This window comes from Pigmentiphaga sp. (genome assembly GCF_033795525.1).
In the GTDB taxonomy this organism is placed as follows: Bacteria; Pseudomonadota; Gammaproteobacteria; order Burkholderiales; family Burkholderiaceae_B; genus Pigmentiphaga.
This window is the reverse complement of sequence record NZ_JARYGM010000013.1, coordinates 49,407-68,896: the sequence shown is the minus strand read 5'-3', so window position 1 is coordinate 68,896 and position 19,490 is coordinate 49,407. Positions and strand designations below refer to the sequence as shown.

Below are 19,490 nucleotides of genomic sequence, written 5' to 3'. Positions count from 1 at the left end.
ATGCGTCTGGGCCTACGATGAGGCCGGGCTCAGATGTATGGCGCGGCCAATGCGTCCGCCGGATCGTTGCCGGCTCGTCGGCCGCCCCTCATGCGATTCGGCGCTAAGCTATATCAGGTGGCCCGGCTGCCCGTTTCAGCGGCTGGCGCACGGGCCGGCCTTTTCACCCAGAACGCTAGAGCGGTCTTCCCGATGCCATCGAACGACGTTCCCACCATGACTCCGTCCGCTTCCACTCCGCTTCGCACCCCTCCGCCCTGGACGACCGAATCGTTCCGCGACCCGGAGGCAGCCGTCCAGCGCCTGGTGGACATCTACGCGCGCAACACGGCTTTCCTGTGCGATAGCTTTCGGCAGGTGCTTGCTAATCAGGGCTCGTCACCCGGGCGCATCCGGGCTTGCTATCCGTTTATCCGCATCCACGTGGACACCTACGACGAGGTCGACACGCGCCTGTCGTACGGGCACGTGGCCGAACCGGGCGTCTACCAGACGACCGTGACGCAACCGGAGCTGTTCCGCTCCTATCTGGTCGAGCAGATCCGGCAGTTGCTCAAGAACCATGGCGACGCGGTCGAGATCGGCGAATCGGACGTGCCCATTGCGCTGCATTTTGCGTTTCCCGATGGCACCTACGTCGAGGGCGAGGACATCGAGGCGCTGAAGCGGCCGCTGCGCGACCTGTTCGACACGCCGGACCTGGCCGTGACGGACGACGCCATCGTCAATGGCACGCGGCGCGATCTGCTTGGCGAACCGCAGCCGCTGGCCTTGTTCACTGCCCCGCGCATCGACTATTCGCTGCACCGGCTGCAGCACTATACGGCGACGGCACCGGTGCATTTCCAGAATTTCGTGCTTTTTACCAATTACCAGTTCTATGTCGACGAGTTCTGCCTGCGGGCCCGCGCGTTGGTCGCCAAGGGGATCTACGATGCGCTGGTCGAGCCGGGCAACCGCATCACGCTGGCGGGCGAGGCCACGCCGACGCCCGCCGATCCCATCACCCGGCTGCCGCAGATGCCGGCCTACCACCTGGTGCGGCCGGGACATTCGGGGGTGACGCTGGTCAATATCGGCGTCGGTCCTTCCAACGCCAAGACCATCACGGACCACATCGCCGTGCTGCGCCCGCATGCCTGGCTCATGCTGGGCCATTGCGCCGGGCTGCGGGCCTCGCAGCGGCTGGGGGACTACGTGCTGGCGCACGGCTATGTCCGCGAGGACCATGTGCTCGATGGCGACCTGCCTACCTGGGTGCCCATCCCGCCCCTGGCCGAGGTGCAAGTGGCGCTGGAACAGGCGGTGGAGGAGGTGGCCGGCCTGTCGGGATGGGAGCTCAAACGCATCATGCGTACCGGTACGGTCGCCACCATCGATAACCGCAACTGGGAACTGCGCGAGCACCTGGAGCCGGTGCAGCGGTTCTCGCAGTCCCGCGCCATCGCGCTGGACATGGAGTCGGCCACGATCGCGGCCAACGGTTTCCGCTTCCGCGTTCCCTACGGCACATTGCTGTGCGTCTCCGACAAGCCCCTGCACGGCGAGTTGAAGCTGCCCGGCATGGCCAGCGCGTTCTACCGCAAGCAGGTGGGCCAGCACCTCGATATCGGGCTGCGCGCACTGGAGATCCTCAGCAAGATGCCGCCCGAGCGGCTCCATTCCCGGAAACTGCGCAGCTTCCTGGAGACTGCGTTCCAGTAGGGCCGGCCCGCGCTGCGGCGCGCAGGCCCGGCGGGCGGTGCGCTAACATCTTCGATTCGAGTTCTTTCCCCGGATTGGCATGTCCCTGCTCCAGCGCGTCTTCCCTGCTTTGTCCGAGCCCACCATGCGGCGCTATTTGTTGGGGCAAGGCGTATCGGTGCTGGGCAGCTGGACGCAGAACGTCACGTTGAACCTGGTGGTCTACCACCTGTCGGGTTCGGCCGCCGTGCTGGCCCTGCTGAACTTCCTGCTCTATGGTCCGCAGCTCGTCGTGGCGCCGCTTGCCGGCGCGCGCATCAATGCCGCCAATGCCCGCCGGGTGACGCTGGCCGTGCTGTACACGGCCATGGCGGTGGCCGTCGCGCTGGCCCTGCTGTCGCTGGCGCACATCCTGTTCTTGCCCGTCATCCTGGGGCTGGCGCTGTGCGCCGGCATCCTGACCGCCATCGAATCGCCCGCCCGCCAGGTGCTGCTGCTCACGGGGCTGGAGGACGCGGCCCTGCTGCCCAACGCCATAGCGATGAACACCATGGTCTACAACGTCGGCCGCATGGTCGGGCCTACCATGGCGGCCATCATCTATCCCTTGTTCGGCCAGTCCGCGGCCTTCCTCACCTATGCCGCCGCGTTGCTGTTCATGGCCTGGTGCGTGCGGTCCATGCCCAAACGAAGCCACGTGCAGGCTTCGCCGTCGGCACACGAACGCAGCGGGTTGCGCAATGCGCTGGTCTATGTCCTGGATGACCGCTTCACCGCGAAGTACCTGTCCATCCTCGCCTGCATGGGCCTGCTGGCCGGCAGCTACCAGACCCTGGTGCCGCTGCTGGCCGACCATGTTTTCCATGATGCCGCCAAGTTCACCGGCATTTTCTTCGCCTGCGCCGGCATGGGCTCGCTGAGCGCCGCCATCGTGCTGTCGTCGTCGATCGCCGCACGCACGGCCGAATTGCTGCGGGTGGCACCGTGGTCGGCCTGCGTGGCGCTGGCTTTGCTGTCGACTACCTGGAGCAGCGTGGTCAGCGGCGCCGCCTTCGTGCTGCTGGGCTTCAGCCTTACCTTCGCGGCTACGTCGATCAACGCTTCCATCCAGCGCCGCTGTCCCGAATCGGTGCGGGGCGCGCTGGTCGGCCTTTATGGCATGGCCTATAACGGAACCATGCCATTCGGCTATCTATTGGTGGGGTCGTTCTCCGAAGCGTTCGCTGTCACCGGCGCGTTCGGGACCATGGCGGCGGTCCTTGCGGCCTGCGTGGGCGCCGTGACGCTGCTCTACTGGCGCCGGATCTGACGGCGCCGTGCCGGCCTCCGGCCGCGGTGCCGGGCACGCCGCTTGCTCGACCCAGGGCTCAGACGCTATGTACGGCCTTGAGGAGGTAGATATGTCGTCCCATTCCAAGCAAGGGCAGGGTGACCGCACGCAGGCCCCTTCGACCAAGCCGGCGCCCGACGGATTACCGGAGGCCGCGGTCGAAGAAACCGGGAACGAAGATCCGGGCAGCGAGCTGACGGAATTGGGTTCCGGCGGCCAGGTCAAGCCGTCCGGTTCGCAGCCGTCCGCCCGGCCCGACGATCCTGCAGGCGAGCAGACCAGCCAAGAGCGCACCATAGGCAACCACCCCGTGGATCCGAACAGCATGCCTTCCCGCATCGGACTGCCGGTCGGGGTGGACAAGGATACGGCGGCCGACCCCGGCAACCAGACGCCGGACGCACCCAAGACGGACAACCGCAGCTAGTCGCGCGGGCGGCTCGGCGGGCTAGGCGGCCGGCGGCTCGTGCGGCAGCCACAGCACGAAGGTGGTGCCCGATTCGGACGACGTCACGTTGAGGGTGCCGCGGTGGGCCGCAGCGATTTGCCGCGCGATATACAGGCCCAGGCCCAGGCCGCTGCGGCGCTTCTCGGCGCTGTACCGGGGCCCGCGCATGAGCGGGTCGAATATCTGATGCCGCATATGGGCCGGGATGGCCGGTCCTTCGTTGTGCACTTCGGCAATCACGCCGTTCTCGGCAGTGCGTACGCGCACCGACACCGGACGGTCGGGGTAGCCATGCTGGACCGCATTGCTCAGCAGGTTGGCGAGCAGCTGGGCGAGCCGGTTGCCGTCCCAGCGGCCGACCAGGTTGCCCGAGCAGTCCAGCGCGAACTCGCAGCCGGGATGGATGGCCCGGATCTCATCCACGGCACGGTTGCAGACGTCCTCGAAATCGGTGCGGGCTATCGACAGCGGCAAGGTGCTACCGAGCCGCGTGCGGGCGAAGTCCAGAAGGTCGTCGATCATTCTCTGCATCCGCGCCCCGCTATGGTCGATGCGCGTGGCCGCCTTGCGATACTTTTCGGGTAGTTCTTCGGCGCGCGTGAGCAATTGCGCCGACATGACGATGGCGCCCAGGGGCGTCCTGAGGTCGTGGGCCAGGATGCCGACGAAGAGGTCCCGCGCCCGCTCGAGCCCGGCGGAGTAACGGGCGATGGATTCCTTCAGGGCCTCGTCCAAGGCTTCGTTGAACTTGACGAGATCGTGGCACGCTTCGCTGCTCAGGCCGTCCAGCTCGCGCGTCCATCGGCTCACGACGTTGGCGCGCAATGCGCAGTATTCCGAAACCATTTCTGGCAGGGTGAAGCCCGCACGCAGACGGCTGCGCGCATGCACGCGCGCCTGTCGCGCGGTGCCGCTGGCAGCGTTCACCTGGGGGACGCAGCTGTGGGCGTCGGCCGGCGTCAGGGGGGTACGCAAGTCCGCGGCCAGTTGCCGCAGTAGTGCCCGCGCCGAGGTTTGCAATGCCTGTTCCGATACCGCGGTGCGCCGGAGGTCCAGCTGTCGGGCGAAAGCCGCCCAATCGCTGATGAGTAGATCCAGATTCGCATCGATGAAATCGGCCAATCTCATGAGCCCTCCGGCGTACGTGGATCATGCGCGCGATACGTCGCGGCGGCGCCGGAGAACTCTACCGGCGCCTGTCCGCCGGCGAATTGTAGTCCTTACACCTGATCGGTAGCCGGATATACGAGACTGGTTACAACCTGAGACGCGCGTGCTTCGGCCTGCTCAAAGAAGCGGCGCTTGAAGTAGGCCAGTGTGCGCGCGAGCCCCTCGTCCAAAGATGTAGTCGGTTGCCATCCGAGCATGCGCTGGGCCAGGCCGATATCTGGGCAGCGGCGGACCGGATCGTCTTGCGGAAGCGGGCGATGGATGATCCCGGGAGAGGTCCCGGCCAGGCGTTGAATCTTCTCTGCGATCTCCAGCATGGTGGTCTCTTCGGTATTGCCGAGGTTGACCGGGCCGCAGAAATCGTCTGGACTGTTCATTAGACGGACCAGGCCGTCGATGAGGTCGTCCACGAAGCAGAACGACCGGGTCTGGCTGCCGTCGCCGTAGACGGTCAGCGGCTCCCCGGCCAGCGCCTGCATGGCGAGATTCGAGATCACACGTCCATCGTCGGGCCGCATGTGCGGACCGTAGGTATTGAAGATGCGGGCGATCTTCACCTTGAGGCCGTATTGCCGGTGATAGTCCGCGAACAGGGTCTCGGCGCAGCGCTTGCCTTCGTCGTAGCAGGCGCGTATGCCGTTGGGGTTGACGTGGCCCCAGTAGTCCTCGCGCTGGGGATGTTCGGCCGGATCGCCATAGACCTCGCTGGTGGAGGCCTGCAGGATGCGCGCGTCCAGGCGCTTGGCCAGGCCGAGCATGTTGATGGAGCCATGGACGCAAGTCTTGGTGGTCTGGACCGGGTCGTGCTGGTAGTGCACCGGCGAGGCGGGGCAGGCCAGGTTATAGATCTCGTCGGCTTCCACGTAGAGCGGGAAGGTGATGTCGTGGCGCAGCAGCTCGAAGGATGGATGGCCGATCAGGTGGGCGATGTTGGCCTTGGTGCCGGTATAGAAGTTGTCGACGCACAGCACCTCGTGTCCCGCCTCGATCAGCCGGGTGCAAAGATGTGAGCCGAGGAAGCCGGCGCCTCCGGTCACGACGATACGTCGGGGCAGGCGTGTGCTCATGGTTGCACCTCCTCTGTTTCATGGACGAGTGCGCAGGCCGTGCCGGCCGCCTCGTCGAAGATGGTCATCCAGTCCCGCACGAAGCGGTCGATGCCGAAGCGCTGCAGCGCGCGCAGGCGCGCTTCCTGGCCCCATGCGCGCGCCAGCTCGGGATCGGCCAGCAATTCCTGCATGACGTCGGCCAGATGGTCCAGCCGCGTGTCGACGTAGCCGTTCGCACCGTTCTCGATGACCGTGCCCATTTCCGTGGTCGCCAGTCCCACCACCGGTACGCCGGCCATCATGGCCTCCACCACGGCCAAGCCCAGGCTGGTGTAGCGGATGGGGTTGAAGAAGAACCGGTAGCGCGCCATAAGCGCGGGCAGTTCGAGATTCGGGACCTCGCCTATGCCTCCGAGCGACGCTGCGTCCATGCCTGCCAGGTCGAGCGGCACGCGGTTGCGCAAAACTTCGAAGACATCGGCTCCCAACCGGCGGCCGCGGCGCCTCAAGTGATTCACCACCACGATGCCGCGCGGCGTCGTGCCTTGGTATTCCACCTCCGGCGGCAGCCGCACGCCGTGCTCGACCACCCGCGTGGGCGTGCATCCGCTATCCCACATCAAGTCGTTGAAAGGTGTTACGTGCACCAGCAGGCCGCGGGGTTCCTGGAACCAGTGGACCGTGTTGGTGGGATGCTGCTGGGGAGGGTCGTGCTCGAGGTAGACCTGGGGCAGCTGGCGCTGCGCAGCCGACAGGAGTTGCGCGCGGTCTTCCAGGTAGGCCTGCTTGGACTGGTAGAGCACGCAGTCGAACCGCAGGTCGCGCACGCGGTCGGCCGGCACCTCATGGACGTTGCGGCCCCAGGGCAAGCCCGGCCCGAGCGGCGCGTAGCCCGGGCCGCCGCCGGGCTTGGTGACCACATAGAACTCGTGGGGAACCTGGGTCAGGTAGTACAGGTAGTTGCCATGTACGTGCCAGGTCAGAATGCGCAACCGGCGTCCAGAGGTTTCAGGCATAGCTGAGCTCCTTGCTAAGCATGTGTTCGGCCTGGCGGATGACGTCCGAGGCTTTGACGCCCAAGGCGCACGGGTGGCCGATGGGACACGCCGGATGGGCGCAGGGCCGGCAGGCGACGTCGTGCCAAAGGACTACGTGGCGGCACCGGTCGGCCGGCGCCCACCGGTGCACGTCGCTGCCGCTGGCGATGACTACGCTGGGCGTGCGCACCGCAGCCGCGACGTGGGATACGCCCGTGTCGTTGCAGATCAGCAGCCGGCTGCGCGCCACCAGCGCCGCCAGTGCGCCCAGCCCGGTGCGCCCCGCCAGGTCGCGCACGGGTTCGGTGGCCAGCGCGGCGACCTTGCGCGTCAGGGCACGCTCCTCGTCGCTGCCCGTCAACGCCACGTCATAACCCGCCCCCGCGAATACCGATGCCACCGCCGCATAGCGTTCCGCCGGCCAGCGGCGAGAGGCCAGCCGCGCGCCAGGATGGACCAGCACCGTGCGGCCGGGCCGCAAGCCTTCGGCGCGGGCGACCGACTCCGCCGCGTCGCGATCGGCCTCCGTCAACGGGAATTCCAGATCGCTGCTGGCGCCGGGCACGTCCAGGAAACGCATGAGCGCGAGATAGCGCTCAGCCTCCAAGAGATGGTCTGGCCAGGGCATCCACCAGGCGTTGTCCTCGGCCTGCGGGGTGGGGCCAGGCTGGAAGCCCGCGATGCGCCGCGCGCCCAGCTTGCGCACGATCTCGTTGGTGGTGCTGCCGTCGCCATGCAGTTGCAGTGCGACGTCGAAATCCTGCGCGCGCGCCCATTCGTAGAAGGCCGGCAGCGCCTTCTCGCGCGGCGGCTGCTCGGGCATGCCGCGCACCCCCGGGAACGGGGCCAGCGCATCGAGATAACGACCGAAACGCTGCTGGAAGCCGGCGGCGCCCGGCAGCCCGATCAGGGTGATATGGGCCCGGGGAAAGCGCGAGCGCAGCGCCCGCAGGGCGGGTACCGAACACAACAGGTCGCCCAGCTGCAGCGCACGGAACACCGCGATGCGTCGCGGCTCGGGCCGCCACAGCGGATGGGTGTCGCGCGGGGCGCTCATAGGAACCTCGCCTTGAAATGCCAGGCGCCCTTGAGGCGCCAGTACAGGGACAAGGGGGGAATCAGGATCGAGGTGGCCAACATCTCGGCAATGTGGGAGGGGGCGAGCGAGGCGCCCCGCAGCCGGATGGCACAGAAATGCAAGGTCAGGGCCGCCCACAGGACCAGCCCGCCAGCCGCCAGCCACGGCAGGTCCGCCAGCGTCCCGGCCAGCGCCGCGAGGGCGCCGGCCACGATGGCAAAGTAGTTCCACGGTGGCCGCGGCCGTATGCGCTGGCGGTACAGCTGCGGGTGCTTCTTGTAGAGCAAGGCGTCGAAAAACACCTTGCGCTGCTGCTTGACGCTGATGCCGGGCGGGGCCGGCCGCACGGGATGCAGCACGACGGCGTCGTCGGCCCGCGCGATACGGTAGCCGCGGCGCAGCAGCATGAACTGCAGGTCGGAATCTTCGCGCCAGGCCAGCGTGAAGCGCTCGTCGAAGCCGCCCACCGCGACGAGCGCGCGCTTGCGGACGAAACAGTTGGCCGTGGCGAATTCGGCCCGTTCCAGGCCGCCGGTATCGCGTTCATGGTCGCGCGGCCGCTCGGGCAGCGGCACCCGTATGCGGCCGACGGCAGCGGCGACTTCGTCCGTCATCGCGGCCAGCCCGCGCGGCAGCCACGATGCCGTGGGAATCGTGTCGTCGTCGGTGAAGGCAATGAGCGGCGCCCGGGCATGCTCCCAGCCGCGGTTGCGGGCGCCGGAAGGTCCTTGCGTGCCTTCGGCCACCAGGTAGTGAACCGCCAGGCCGCGGGTCTCGTTGTCCTTGGCCAGCGCCGCCACTACGCGCCGGGTTTCCGGATCGGGGCCATCGTCGACGACGATGAGTTCGTAGCGCGTGGGGTCGAGGTCTTGCCCGGCCACCGCTTGCAGGCATCTTTGCAGCATCTGTGGGCGGCGGTAGGTGGGGATGACCACCGATACGAGCAAGGGGAGTGTCGTGCTCACGCTGACTTCTCCAGCAGGAACGAACCGATGGCCAGGACATCCAGCGGGGACGTCCAGAAGCATTCGATCGCGTCCCGCGGCGTGCAGACCACCGGCTCGCCCCGCGTGTTGAACGACGTATTGACCAGTACCGGTACGCCGGTACGCCGCTCGAAGGCTGCCAGCAAATCGTAGTAGAGCGGATGCTGGTCGCGCCGCACCGTCTGCACCCGAGCCGTGCCGTCGGTATGGCGCACCGCCGGTATGCGGTCAGCCTTGTCTTCCAGCACGTCGAAGACGAACAGCATGAAGGGCGCGACGATGGGGCCGGGCCGGCTCGTGGCGAACCAGTCTCTCGCGCGCTCCTCCATGACGACCGGCGCTACCGGCCGGAAGTCTTCGCGGTCCTTGATCTCGTTGAGGCGGGCCTGCATGCCCGGATCGATAGGGGAAGCGAGTATGGACCGGGCCCCCAGCGCGCGGGGTCCGAACTCCATACGGCCCTGGAACCAGCCGACGATCTTGTCCTGGGCGAGCAGTTCGGCCGTAGCTTCGGCAATGTCGTCGGGACGGCGGTAGGCAAGCTTGGAGCGCTGCAGAAAGGCCTCGATTTCGTCGTCGCCGAATTCCGGCCCGAGGAAAGCATGGTCCATATGCCAGTGCCGGCTCCGGCCCGCGCGCTGCTGGCTGTCTATCCATAGCGCCGCGCCCAGCGACGTGCCCGCGTCGCCGGCTGCCGGCTGTACCCATACCTGCTGGAAGGGGCCGTTTTCGCGCAGACGGGCGTTCATGACGCAGTTGAGCGCGACGCCGCCGGCCATGCACAAGTTGGCCGCGCCGGTCTCGCGATGCAGCCAGCGCGCCATGCGTTCCACCGTTTGTTCGAGCGCGAATTGCAGCGACCGCGCCAGATCGTAGTGCCGCTCTTCCAGCGGTCCTCCCCGCCGTCGAGGCGGTCCGAAGCGTTCCGCCAGGGCAAGCGGGGAAACGGTGTAGCCGCCGTCGTCGCCCACGCGCATGACTTCCTCGAAAAAGTCCACATAGCGCGGCTGGCCGAAGGACGCCAGCGCCATGACCTTGTATTCGTCCGAGGAGTGCAGGAATCCCAGGTAGCGCGTGACTTCTTCGTACAGCAGCCCGAGCGAGTGGGGCAGGTCGACTTGCTTGATGCGGCGATAGCGGCCGTCGGCGTAGTGGCCATAGCTGGTGGTCGCGTTCTCGCCGCGGCCATCCATGGTCAGCACGGCGGCCTCGTCGAAGGGGGAGGCGAGGAAGGCGCTGGCTTCGTGGGCCAGATGGTGCTCGACGAAGTGCCAGCGTTGCGCGATGTCGGCGGCGGTAGCGCCGCGCAGCCGCTCCTGGAGATGGTGGGGCGACCCGTCGGCGAGCTGGCGGGGAGCATTGACGATATAGGCCAGGAACAGTGGATCCCAGGGCGACGAGGTAGCCGTAGGGCTGCGGCTGCGCGACGGTTCGAGCGGCAACAGGATGTTGCCGTCTTCGCGAACGTGATCTTGCAGCAGCAGTGCCGGATCGTAGGAATAGGCGAAATGATCGACCTGGGTGATGTCGATGCCGGCGTGCGCGAGGCAATAGTCGATGGCATGGAAAGGCAGCTGCCAGGTCGTGAAAGGCAGCGGGCGCTTGCCGTGCTTGACGTGGGTGAAGCGTTCTTCCTCCGCCGCGGCCAATACCACACCGTCCCGTACGAGGGTGGCGGAACAGTCGTGATAAACGGCATTGATTCCCAATGTATACATGGAAGCTCCTCGAATGGCGATCAGGCGGCGACGCGTCCACCAGCCGCGGAAAGCGGCAATCGGCGTCGCCTCTCCAGCAACTCGCGCGTGGCGGCCACCACTTGTTCCGGCTCGACGCCGGCCAGGCAGGCGTGGTGGCCCTCCGGGCAGACACTGCGATAGCAGTACTTGCACGGCACGTCCCGGTTGAGCAGGCGATGTTCCACCCCCCACGGCGCGTGCTGAGGATTGGTCAATGCATAGAGGTCGGCCACGGGCGTGCCCACCGCGGCGGCGATGTGGACCGGCCCGCTGTTGTTCGAGACCAGCACCGCCGCTTCGGCCAGCAGCGCGCCCAGCTCCCCCAGCGGCAACATGCCCGCCGTATTCACCGCCCGGTGGCCCGCCAAGGTATTGATGTGCTCGGTCAATGCCAGTTCGCCGGGGCCTCCCGTGAGAATGACCGGCGCGATCGCGGACAGCTGGCGCACGACCTGCGCGAACGACTCGGGCGGATAGCGGCGCGATGGTGCGCTGGCGCCCGGGTGAACGACGATGCACGAGGAAAGCGGAACGCCAAGGTGCGCCAGTTTCTGCGCGGCGGCTCGGCGATCCTGGTCCCGAACCGCGAACTCCAGGTTCTCGCATGCGGTCCGGGCGCCGACCGAGGCGACCAGGTCCAGCTGGCGGCGGGTCTCGTGGCGGCCGCCATCCATGGCGGTATCGTCTTTGATCCAGTGGGTAAGAAGCCGATAGGGGTTCTCGCGCGCATGGGCGAGGATGCGCGGGATGCCCGCCAGCATGCACGTCAACGCTGCGGGCAAGGCGCTCTGGCTATACACGGTGAAGATGGCGGCAGCATCGTACCGGCCCGCCCGCAGCCGTTCGATCATGGCCAGGTCCGGTGCGGGATCCGGTCCGCGCTGGTTCTTGACCCATGGCGCGTCATAGGGAATGACCGCGTCCACGCTGGGCAGGTGCGGGGCCACTTGAGCGCCGGCTGGAGAACAGAGCAGCGTGATGCGGCGCCCCGGCTCGGATACCTTGAGCGCGCGTATCGCTGGCGTGGTCATCAAGACATCGCCCAGGTTGTCCAGCCGCACGCACAGGACATTGACGGCGCCGGCCCATTGCCCCTCGGCGTTTCCGGCACCGCCCGGCTGCGGCGCCGGCTCTCCTTTCCCAGCGACGATAGGTCCGCGGACCGCGCTCATGCGACCTCCTTCGCGCGCAGCGCGACGGCAACCAGAGCGGCCGCTTGCTCGAAGTTGCCGACCATGTAGTCGGGATCACGGTAGGGCCCCCGAGCCCATTCGGTCTCGTGGCCGTTGTTCAGCAGTATGGTGCGGCAGCCGGCCCGGCGGCCCGCCTCGACGTCGTCCAGGATGTCGCCGATGAACCAGGAACGCTCGAGGTCCAGGCCGTATTCGCGCGCGGCCTGGCGCAGCAGCCCCGGTTGGGGCTTGCGGCACGTGCAGGGCAAGGCATAGGGACGCCGCACGCCGCGCGCAAAATGCGGGCAGTAGTAGAAGCCATGCAGGCGGGCTTGGGCCGATTCGAACATGCGCGCCAGCTGGAGGTGCACGCCGATCAGCGCGTCTTCATCGAACAGGCCCAGCGCAACGCCGGGTTGGTTCGTGATGACGAACATGGGCGCGCCGGTCCCGGCAAGGCGCCGCAGGCCGGCGTCGACACCGGCCTCGAACCGCATGCGCGCCGGATCGACGTTATACGGCTCGTTCACCAGCAGCGTGCCGTCCTTGTCCAGGAAAATCGCCGGTTTCAGGGCCATGATGTTTCTCGCATCGGCAGTACCATGATTTCCGGAATCACGGTTTCCTCGGGCTGCAGCAGCACGAAGCGGACGGCCCGTGCGACGTTGCCCGGGTCCTGCAGGGTGTTGACGTCGATGTCGGCGAAGCGATCCAGCAGGAAGGGCGTGCGCATCCCGCCGGCCACTACCGCCGATACCTTGATTCCCTGGGGCCGCAGTTCCGCGTGCAATGCATGCGAGAGGCCCAGCAATCCCCATTTGGTCGCGTGGTAGACCGCGGCATTGGGCCACGCCCGTTTGGAAGCCGTGGACGCGATGTTGACAATATGGCCATGTCCCCGCTCTTTCATGTAGGCGCACGCATACTTGGACACCAGAAAGGGTCCCGTCAGGTTCGTGCGCAGTATCCGGTCCCAATCCGCCAGGCCCAGTTCCTCGATCGGTACGGTCAAGTCGATGGCGGCGTTGTTGACCACCGCGTCCAGGTGGCCGAAGCGCGATATCGCGCGGTCCACGGCGGCTCGCACGTCGCTTTCGTTGCCGACATCAAAGCCGATGGCATCGGTGTGGGCCCCGATGCGGCGCGCCGTGGCATGTGCGGCTCGCTCATCGATGTCGCCCACCAGCACGTGGGCGCCGTCCTCCGCCAGTTCCTGGCAAATGGCCGCCCCCAGTCCACGGCCGCCGCCCGTTACCAATACCGTCTTGCCCGCCATGCTGGCTGCTGCTTTGGATGTCATGCCGTTCTCTCCTATGTCGTCACTTGGTCACGAGCGCTTCTTCGGCCACGCGCTCGTGGCGGCTGCGTCGCGGCGGCGCCGCCGTCTCGGTCAGGCCGGCGTAGGCGCGCAACATGTCGCGCGCCACGCCGCTCCAGGTAAACATCTTCTGGGCGCGCCGCAGGCCGTTGCGTCCCAGGCGCTGCGCGGTTTGCGAGTGCGTCGCCAGATAGGCCAGGCGTCCGGCCAGCGCCGCGGGATCGCGCGGCGGTACCAGGTAGCCGGTCTTGCCGTCCACCACCGTGGACCGTATGCCGCCCACCGCGGCCCCGATGACTGGACGCGCGCAAGCCATGGCCTCCACCGGGGTAATACCGAAAGGCTCGTACCAGGGCGTGGTGACGAATACATCGCAGGCGCCGTAGAACAGCGCCAGCTGTTCGCGGTCGCGGCGGCCGCAGAATTCGACGGCATCGAGCACGCCGGCCTCGGCCGCGACGGCCCGCAGCCGGCCCAGTTCCGGGGTACTTACGTCGTCCGGGTTCGGCGCATCGCCGCCGACCACATAAAGTTTGGCGTCCACGCCATGGTCGCGGCGCAGGATGCCCAGCGCGCTGATGACGTTGTCCACGCCTTTGCGGGGCACCATGCGGCCCAACTGAAGTATGGAGTAGCGGTTCGCCTCCCATCCCAGCGCCTGGCGCGCATAGGCCTTGTCCATGGGAACGAACTCCTGCGCGTCGAACCCGCAGGGGATGATGTCGATCTTGGCCGGGTCGGCGCCGTAGAGTTCAACCAGGTCCTCGAGATCCTGCGGGCATTCGGCAATGAGCTTCTCGGCCCGCCGGACCAGCTCGAGTTCTATGGCGTAGCGTTCGGGCGGGAAGTGGTCGGCGTTGCCCTGATGTAACCGGCGCACCCGGTCCAGCGCGTGGAAGGTCATGACCAGCGGGACGCCGAACTCGCGTGTCGCAGGCAGCGAAGCCAGCCCCGACATAAAGAAGTTGGCGTGCACGACGTCGTAGATGGGCCAGTTATTGCGGAAGTAGTGCAGCAGGAATTCGCCGAACTGCCCCATGTAGGGCAGCAGCGATTCCTTGGGTATGGGACGCGCCGGTCCGGCCGGTACGTGAATCACCCGGACGCCCGGTTGCCACGCGAGCGTGCGCGGCTGCGAGGGATCGTCCTGGCGGGTAAAGACATCGACCCGGTTGCCCTGCGCCGCAAGCTCCCGGGCCAGATTTGCAACATAAATGTTCTGACCGCCGCTATCGATGCTGCCCGGCGGCGCAAGCGGGGAGGCGTGTTCACTGACGAGGGCAATGGCGCGCATGGTTGGTATCCCTTCTTGTTGATCAGCACAACGACTGGGGACACCATTCGCATCTTCTGTTCCCGGTTCGAGAAGCGGTTCTCGGTCGGGCAGGGCTTCCTATTCGTCAGTAAGGCTTACACGACCTTGCACTTCTTGCCATGCCTCTACAAGGTCAGTCCGCGCGGCTCGGACAGCGCCCGGCCCTTGACGATGGCTTTCAGGCAGGCGGCGACCGCCATCGCGAAGGCTTCGTCGTACCAGGGATTGGCACCGCTGGCGGCGACCACGTAGCCATCGAGGCAGGCCGTTCCCCACAACGTGGAATCGTTCTTTTGTAACAACTGGGGGTAAACGGTCTGGACTAGATGGCTATCGAGACCGGTGCGCCAGCTCAGGTAGGCCTTGCCCCGCGCGAACGAGGCGTAGTCGGCATCCCATTGTTCAGGGTCGCCGACCGAATGCTCATACAGGATGGCTTCTTCGAACTGGTCGCGGACCGGGGAGCTTGCCGGGTCCATGACGACGATGTAGAGAAAGCCGCTTTCCCCCACCTTCGGGTCCTTCATCGCGGTTTCGATCAGCGGCAGGGCCATGCGGACCGCCTGCGCGGCGGCCTGCCGGTCGGCATAGAAGCTGGGAGCCGAAACAGTCGGCGAGGCGGCGAGGAAAGGATTGCTGTTCATGGGGCGCTCCTGCTCCGGAAATCGTGGTGCGGTTCAGGCCTGCGGTCCCGCGGAGGGTCCGAAGGTATCGAAGAGGCCCTGGGCGGCCTGGAAACCCGAGCCAGCGTCGCGATGGTACCGGCCAGTTCGGCCGGCTCCACCGGTTTGGCGAGATGGACCTGGAAGCCCGCCAACAAGGCGCGCATGCGGTCCATGGGGCGCGTGCGGCCGGTCAGCGCGACGGCCGGCATCAGGTCGGGCAAGGCGGTGGCGCGCTGCGATTCGATACTGCGTATTTCCTGCAATACCTGGTGGCCGTCTTCGTCGCCCAGGGAAAGATCGCACAGCAGCACGTCGGGCCATTGTTCCGAGGGCGTGCGCGTCAGATGCTCCAGCGCCGCCTTGCCGGAGTTCATGGGCAGTACCGAGGCGTCGTAGGTCTCGAGCACCGCGCCTATCTGTTCCAGCACGTCGGCCTGGTCGTCCACCACCATCACGCTTATGCCGGCCAGCGATATTGTGCCGCCTTCGGTCCGGTCGGGGCCGGCGGCCTCGCTGGCCACGGCGCGCAAGGGCAGGGAGAGGAGCCGGGTTTCGCCTCGGCCGGACGGCGGGACGCTGGTGAGCAGCTTCCCGCCTTGACCTTCGACCAGTGCTCGGATGTGCATGGGGTCGAAAATGGTCGACGCTTCCATGGGCAGGGCCGATTCGATCCCGTCTTCACGGGCCACGATGGCCTCGTCGTCCCGGCCGTCGGTAATCGACAGCAGCGCATTGCCGTCCGCCGCGTCCAGCCGCAGCTCCATGCGGCCACCGGGCGGGCTGACCGCAATGGCATTCATGCACAGCTCGGACACGACCTGCTGCAAGGTGCTGGGATCGCCGGTGACCCGATAGGCCTGCGATCCCATGAAGGTGTAGAGCTCGATGGACCGTTCTTCGATGAGCGGACGCAGGCCGTCCAGCACGCTGGCCACCAGCGTCACCATGTTCACGGGCTGCTTGCTCAGTCTGCGCGCAGTGCGTTCCAGCTCGCTCTGTTTGAGCTGCAGGTTCCACATTTGGGCGTATATGCCCTGGCTCGCCAGCAGGGCCTCATGCGTTCCGCGCTCCACGATGCGGCCTTGATCGAGCACCAGGATCTCATCGGCATCGACCACCGTCGAGAGCCGATGAGCGATGATGAGCGTGGTCCGGTCGCGCGACAGCTGGGCCAGTTCGTTCTGGATCGCGCGCTCGGCCATGGTGTCCAGGGCTGAGGTGGCTTCGTCGAAAATCAGTATGGGAGGGTTCTTCAGAATGGCCCGCGCGATGGCGATGCGTTGCCGTTCGCCGCCGGACAGTTTGACGCCGCGCTCGCCCACCATGGTGTCGTACTGCGCGGGCAGGGCGTTGATGAACTCGTGGATGTGCGCCGCCCGCGCCGCTTCGATGATCTCCGCCATGGAAGCGCCCGGACGTCCATAAGCGATGTTGTAGGCCACGGTCTCGTTGAACAGGGCAGTGTCCTGGGGGACCATGCCGATATGCGCGCGCAGGCTCTTCTGGTCGACGGCGTTCAAGGCCTGATCGTCGATCGTGATGCGGCCGCTGTCTGGGTCGTAGAAGCGGAACAGCAGGCGGGCCAGGGTAGATTTGCCGGAGCCGCTGCCTCCCACCACGGCCACCGTGGCGCCTGGCGGAATGCGGAAGTCTACGTTCCAGAGTATCTGGCGCCCCGGTTCGTAGCTGAAGTCGACCGACTCGAAGCGTACTTCGCCGCGGGTCAGCTGCAACGGAGCGTGCGTGCGGGTTTCGTCGATCTCCGGCGGCGTGGCGAGCAGCGAGAACAGCCGCTCGGCATTGATGACCGCGTCTTTGGATTGCCTGAACACCATGCCGAGCGTATTGAGCGGCAGGCTGATCTGGATGATGTAGGCATTGACCAGGACCAGGCTTCCTACCGTCATATTCCCCAGCGCCACCTCGCGTCCTGCCAGCAGCATGACCGAGGCCACGCCCACGGCGATGATCGCACTTTGTCCGATATGCAGGACGGACAAGGCATGCTGGTTCGATACGCCGGTCTGCCGCCAGCGTTTGAGCAGCTTGCGAAACCGCACCAGCTCGTAATGTTCGTTGGTGTAGAACTTGACGGTCTCGTAATTGAGCAGCGTGTCGACCAGCCGGCCGCTGGTCGCCGAATCCGCCGCGTTCATCGCGCGCTGCAGGACGGCCCGCCGCTCGGTCAGTGCGAAGGTGAAGGCGCCGTAGCCGAGCAGCGCGAGCACCACGATGATCGTAAAGCCGATGTCATAGCCTATGGCCAGCACCGCGGCCACGACCACTATCTCGAACAAGGTAGGCAGTACGGTGAACAGCGTGGTACCCAACAGGAAGGTAATGCCGGCGGTGCCCCGTTCCACGTCGCGCGCAAGGGATCCGGTTTGCCGCGTTACGTGAAAGCGCGGTCCGAGCCGGTGCAGGTGCGCAAACGTGCGCTCGTTGAACTCCGCCACCACCTGGTGCAGCACCGGCGAGAAGACCACGTCGCGCAGCTCGTTGAACAAGGTGCCGAGGAAACGCAGCAAGGCGTAGGCAATCAACAGGAACACCGGCAACACCAGGACATTGCTCGGCTGGCTCAGCTCGTCGACGACGACCTTGAGCACCATGGGTACTGCCACCATGACGAGCTTCGCCAGGATAAGCAGCCCGAGCGAGGTCAGCACGCGCCGGCGGGCCGCCCAGACGGGCGGGCCGAGCGTACGCGCCAAGTGTCGGCTGAGGGGCACGGTGCCCTGGTCTGTGGGCATGGACCGCAAACTCCAGGAGTGGCCGCAAGGCCGGTGCGCGGCCGGCAGCAATATGCGTACCTAACACCTCATTGCTCTGGAGACGACGAGGCCGGGGCGTGGCGTGACATAGCGGCGGCGCCGTCGGCGAGGACTGCTTCGTTCCTGAGCAGGCGGCGCATGGCCATGACCTCCGGCGGCACGACCCGGCGTTGAGCGACGATCCAGGGCAGGCCGCGCAGGGCGGCAAGCACGAGCGGCATGAAGCCCCCCAGCTCTTCGCGGGCGCGGCGCCCGACGCGCACGGTTTCGTCCAGCGCATCCAGCAGCGGCAGACGCAGCCAGGCGGTCCAGAGTTCGTTGCGGGCCAGCAGGAACCGTCTTGCGGGTACGTCGCGCTGCGGCGATGGTTCATGGCGCGTGACGATTTCCGGGCAATACACCATATGCCAGCCGGCAGCGGCAAGGTCCAGGGCGAGCAGGGCTTCCTCCGCGCCGATGAAGAAGGCGGGATGGTAGCCGCCTGCCTGCAGGAAGGCACTTGCGCGCATGACGCTCGCGCCCGCCAGGAACCCGAGCAGTGCCTTGCCGGGCAAGCCGTGCGAAGGCAGGGGGCTTTGGGCCATGCGCTCGCAGGTCGGGTCGCTGCGTCCCTCCGCTCCGACGCGAACCTGCGCGCAAAGCGTCGCGACGCGGGGGTGGAGATCGAGAATGTCGGCGGCGCGTTCCAGTGCATGCGGTTCCCAGCAGGTATCGTCGTCGCAGAAGGCGACATAAGGCGTGCGGGCCCATTGCACGCCGAGATTGCGGCCCGCTGCGCCGAGATTGCGGGCGGCGGCAATGACGTGGAGGTCAGGAAAGGCCGCGCGCAGAGCGTCCGCCGTGCCGTCGCTGCTGGCGTTATCGACCACGCACAGACAGATAGGGTCCGGTAACCGGCGCAGCCGGCCTACGGTGCGCAGAACCTCCTCACGCCGGTTGTGCGTCAGGATTACGACGGTGACGCGCATCTCAGTGCGGCTCATGGGCGTCCACCTTCCAATATCGCTCCGGCAGCGCCGTGTCTTCGTAGCCGCCCTTGCCGAAAGCGCGCAGCTGGCTGGCATACGCGCTCACGGCCCGTTCTTTGGCGCGGGGTGGCAGCCGCGGGCCGGCCACGGGCGTCAGCCGCAAACCCTTTTGGAGCAGTTCCGCCAGCCGCTGCTGCAGCAGTCCGGGCAGGCGCCGGTACAGCGCATCTTCGTAGAACAGCCATCTCAGTTCCTGGTGCTCGTCATAAAGCCGCATGCAGGCTTCGTGCGTCAGGATGTGGTCCGAATGGAACAGACCCAGCGGGACAGCCAGCGCTCCCTTCTGGAACCGATCGATAAGAGGGGCAAGGTGCTGCGCAACTTCCTCGGGCGGATGGTTGCCGCCGTATTGGGCATCCAGCAGGTCCAGCCATACCGGCTTGGCGCCGAGTTCGGCCAGCGCGGCGGCGTCTTCCTCGCGGCGCATGCGCACCGCTTCCTCTGCGGTGAGGAAACCGCAGCGCCGGTCCCAATCCGTCAACGGCACATCTCCGGGAAAGCCTGCAAAGACCGTAATGACCTGGCACGAGCGCGCGCGCTCGAGCAGCGCGCCACAGCTGAATACCGCATCGTCCAGATGGGGCGATACCACGGTCAGCCTATCGAGGGTATCGAGCGATTTCATCGGCACATGCGCGGTCTGGCCTTGAACGGCACCTACCTTGCCACCGTTCGTCTGGCACAGGTGTAACGATGTT

General features: G+C 66.7%; 17 protein-coding genes. 3 read left to right on the top strand and 14 right to left on the bottom strand.

The features are described from left to right. The first annotated feature begins 216 nt into the window (after positions 1–216). The 3 genes from QHC78_RS19460 to QHC78_RS19450 all read left to right on the top strand — a co-directional run bounded on the left by QHC78_RS19460 (position 217) and on the right by QHC78_RS19450 (position 3,440). Positions 217–1,704, top strand: a complete 1,488-nt coding sequence (locus QHC78_RS19460) for an AMP nucleosidase (protein ID WP_319747528.1) — start codon at positions 217–219, stop codon at positions 1,702–1,704. Between the two features lie 79 nt (positions 1,705–1,783). Beyond that, a complete protein-coding gene (locus tag QHC78_RS19455; RefSeq protein ID WP_319747525.1) occupies positions 1,784–2,992 on the top strand; it encodes an MFS transporter in 1,209 nt (402 codons plus the stop codon). A 91-nt stretch (positions 2,993–3,083) separates the two neighbouring features. Further along, positions 3,084–3,440 carry a hypothetical protein gene (locus QHC78_RS19450; RefSeq protein WP_319747523.1) on the top strand — a complete coding sequence of 119 codons (357 nt, stop codon included), beginning with the start codon at positions 3,084–3,086 and terminating at the stop codon, positions 3,438–3,440. Positions 3,441–3,461: 21 nt separating this feature from the next. On the opposite strand, the gene QHC78_RS19445 is transcribed toward QHC78_RS19450, so the two are convergent. The 14 genes from QHC78_RS19445 to QHC78_RS19380 form a co-directional block, all read right to left on the bottom strand. Then, a complete protein-coding gene (locus QHC78_RS19445) occupies positions 3,462–4,589 on the bottom strand; it encodes a sensor histidine kinase (protein WP_319747521.1) in 1,128 nt (375 codons plus the stop codon). 92 nt (positions 4,590–4,681) lie between these two features. After that, the gene (locus QHC78_RS19440) at positions 4,682–5,698 is read right to left on the bottom strand and encodes a UDP-glucuronic acid decarboxylase family protein (protein WP_319747519.1); all 1,017 of its coding nucleotides are present in this window, start codon (positions 5,696–5,698) and stop codon (positions 4,682–4,684) included. Further along, a complete protein-coding gene (locus QHC78_RS19435) occupies positions 5,695–6,696 on the bottom strand; it encodes a glycosyltransferase (RefSeq protein WP_319747517.1) in 1,002 nt (333 codons plus the stop codon). Before QHC78_RS19435 ends, QHC78_RS19440 begins: the two co-directional genes overlap by 4 nt. Next, the gene (locus tag QHC78_RS19430) at positions 6,689–7,774 is read right to left on the bottom strand and encodes a glycosyltransferase family 9 protein (RefSeq protein WP_319747516.1); all 1,086 of its coding nucleotides are present in this window, start codon (positions 7,772–7,774) and stop codon (positions 6,689–6,691) included. Before QHC78_RS19430 ends, QHC78_RS19435 begins: the two co-directional genes overlap by 8 nt. Beyond that, positions 7,771–8,700, bottom strand: a complete 930-nt coding sequence (locus QHC78_RS19425) for a glycosyltransferase family 2 protein (RefSeq protein ID WP_413816494.1) — start codon at positions 8,698–8,700, stop codon at positions 7,771–7,773. Before QHC78_RS19425 ends, QHC78_RS19430 begins: the two co-directional genes overlap by 4 nt. Before the next feature lie 56 nt (positions 8,701–8,756). After that, a complete protein-coding gene (locus tag QHC78_RS19420; protein WP_319747512.1) occupies positions 8,757–10,499 on the bottom strand; it encodes a carbamoyltransferase family protein in 1,743 nt (580 codons plus the stop codon). A 20-nt stretch (positions 10,500–10,519) separates the two neighbouring features. Next, the gene (locus QHC78_RS19415) at positions 10,520–11,692 is read right to left on the bottom strand and encodes a glycosyltransferase family 9 protein (protein WP_319747510.1); all 1,173 of its coding nucleotides are present in this window, start codon (positions 11,690–11,692) and stop codon (positions 10,520–10,522) included. Further along, the gene (locus QHC78_RS19410) at positions 11,689–12,270 is read right to left on the bottom strand and encodes a D-glycero-alpha-D-manno-heptose-1,7-bisphosphate 7-phosphatase (protein WP_319747508.1); all 582 of its coding nucleotides are present in this window, start codon (positions 12,268–12,270) and stop codon (positions 11,689–11,691) included. The genes QHC78_RS19415 and QHC78_RS19410 overlap by 4 nt, the downstream gene beginning before the upstream one ends. Continuing rightward, on the bottom strand, positions 12,261–12,992 hold the full coding sequence (locus QHC78_RS19405) for an SDR family oxidoreductase (RefSeq protein WP_319747506.1): 732 nt from the start codon (positions 12,990–12,992) through the stop codon (positions 12,261–12,263). Before QHC78_RS19405 ends, QHC78_RS19410 begins: the two co-directional genes overlap by 10 nt. A 19-nt stretch (positions 12,993–13,011) precedes the next feature. Further along, positions 13,012–14,304, bottom strand: a complete 1,293-nt coding sequence (locus tag QHC78_RS19400; protein WP_319747505.1) for a glycosyltransferase family 4 protein — start codon at positions 14,302–14,304, stop codon at positions 13,012–13,014. A 146-nt stretch (positions 14,305–14,450) separates the two neighbouring features. Beyond that, entirely contained in the window at positions 14,451–14,969 is a 519-nt protein-coding gene (locus QHC78_RS19395; RefSeq protein ID WP_319747503.1) for a hypothetical protein, read from the bottom strand. Beyond that, positions 14,966–17,743 carry an ATP-binding cassette domain-containing protein gene (locus QHC78_RS19390; protein WP_319747500.1) on the bottom strand — a complete coding sequence of 926 codons (2,778 nt, stop codon included), beginning with the start codon at positions 17,741–17,743 and terminating at the stop codon, positions 14,966–14,968. The genes QHC78_RS19395 and QHC78_RS19390 overlap by 4 nt, the downstream gene beginning before the upstream one ends. A 68-nt stretch (positions 17,744–17,811) precedes the next feature. After that, positions 17,812–18,747: a glycosyltransferase family 2 protein gene (locus tag QHC78_RS19385; RefSeq protein WP_319747498.1), complete on the bottom strand. Its 936-nt coding sequence runs from the start codon at positions 18,745–18,747 to the stop codon at positions 17,812–17,814. After that, entirely contained in the window at positions 18,734–19,417 is a 684-nt protein-coding gene (locus QHC78_RS19380) for a PIG-L deacetylase family protein (protein WP_319747496.1), read from the bottom strand. Before QHC78_RS19380 ends, QHC78_RS19385 begins: the two co-directional genes overlap by 14 nt. Between the last annotated feature and the right edge of the window lie 73 nt (positions 19,418–19,490).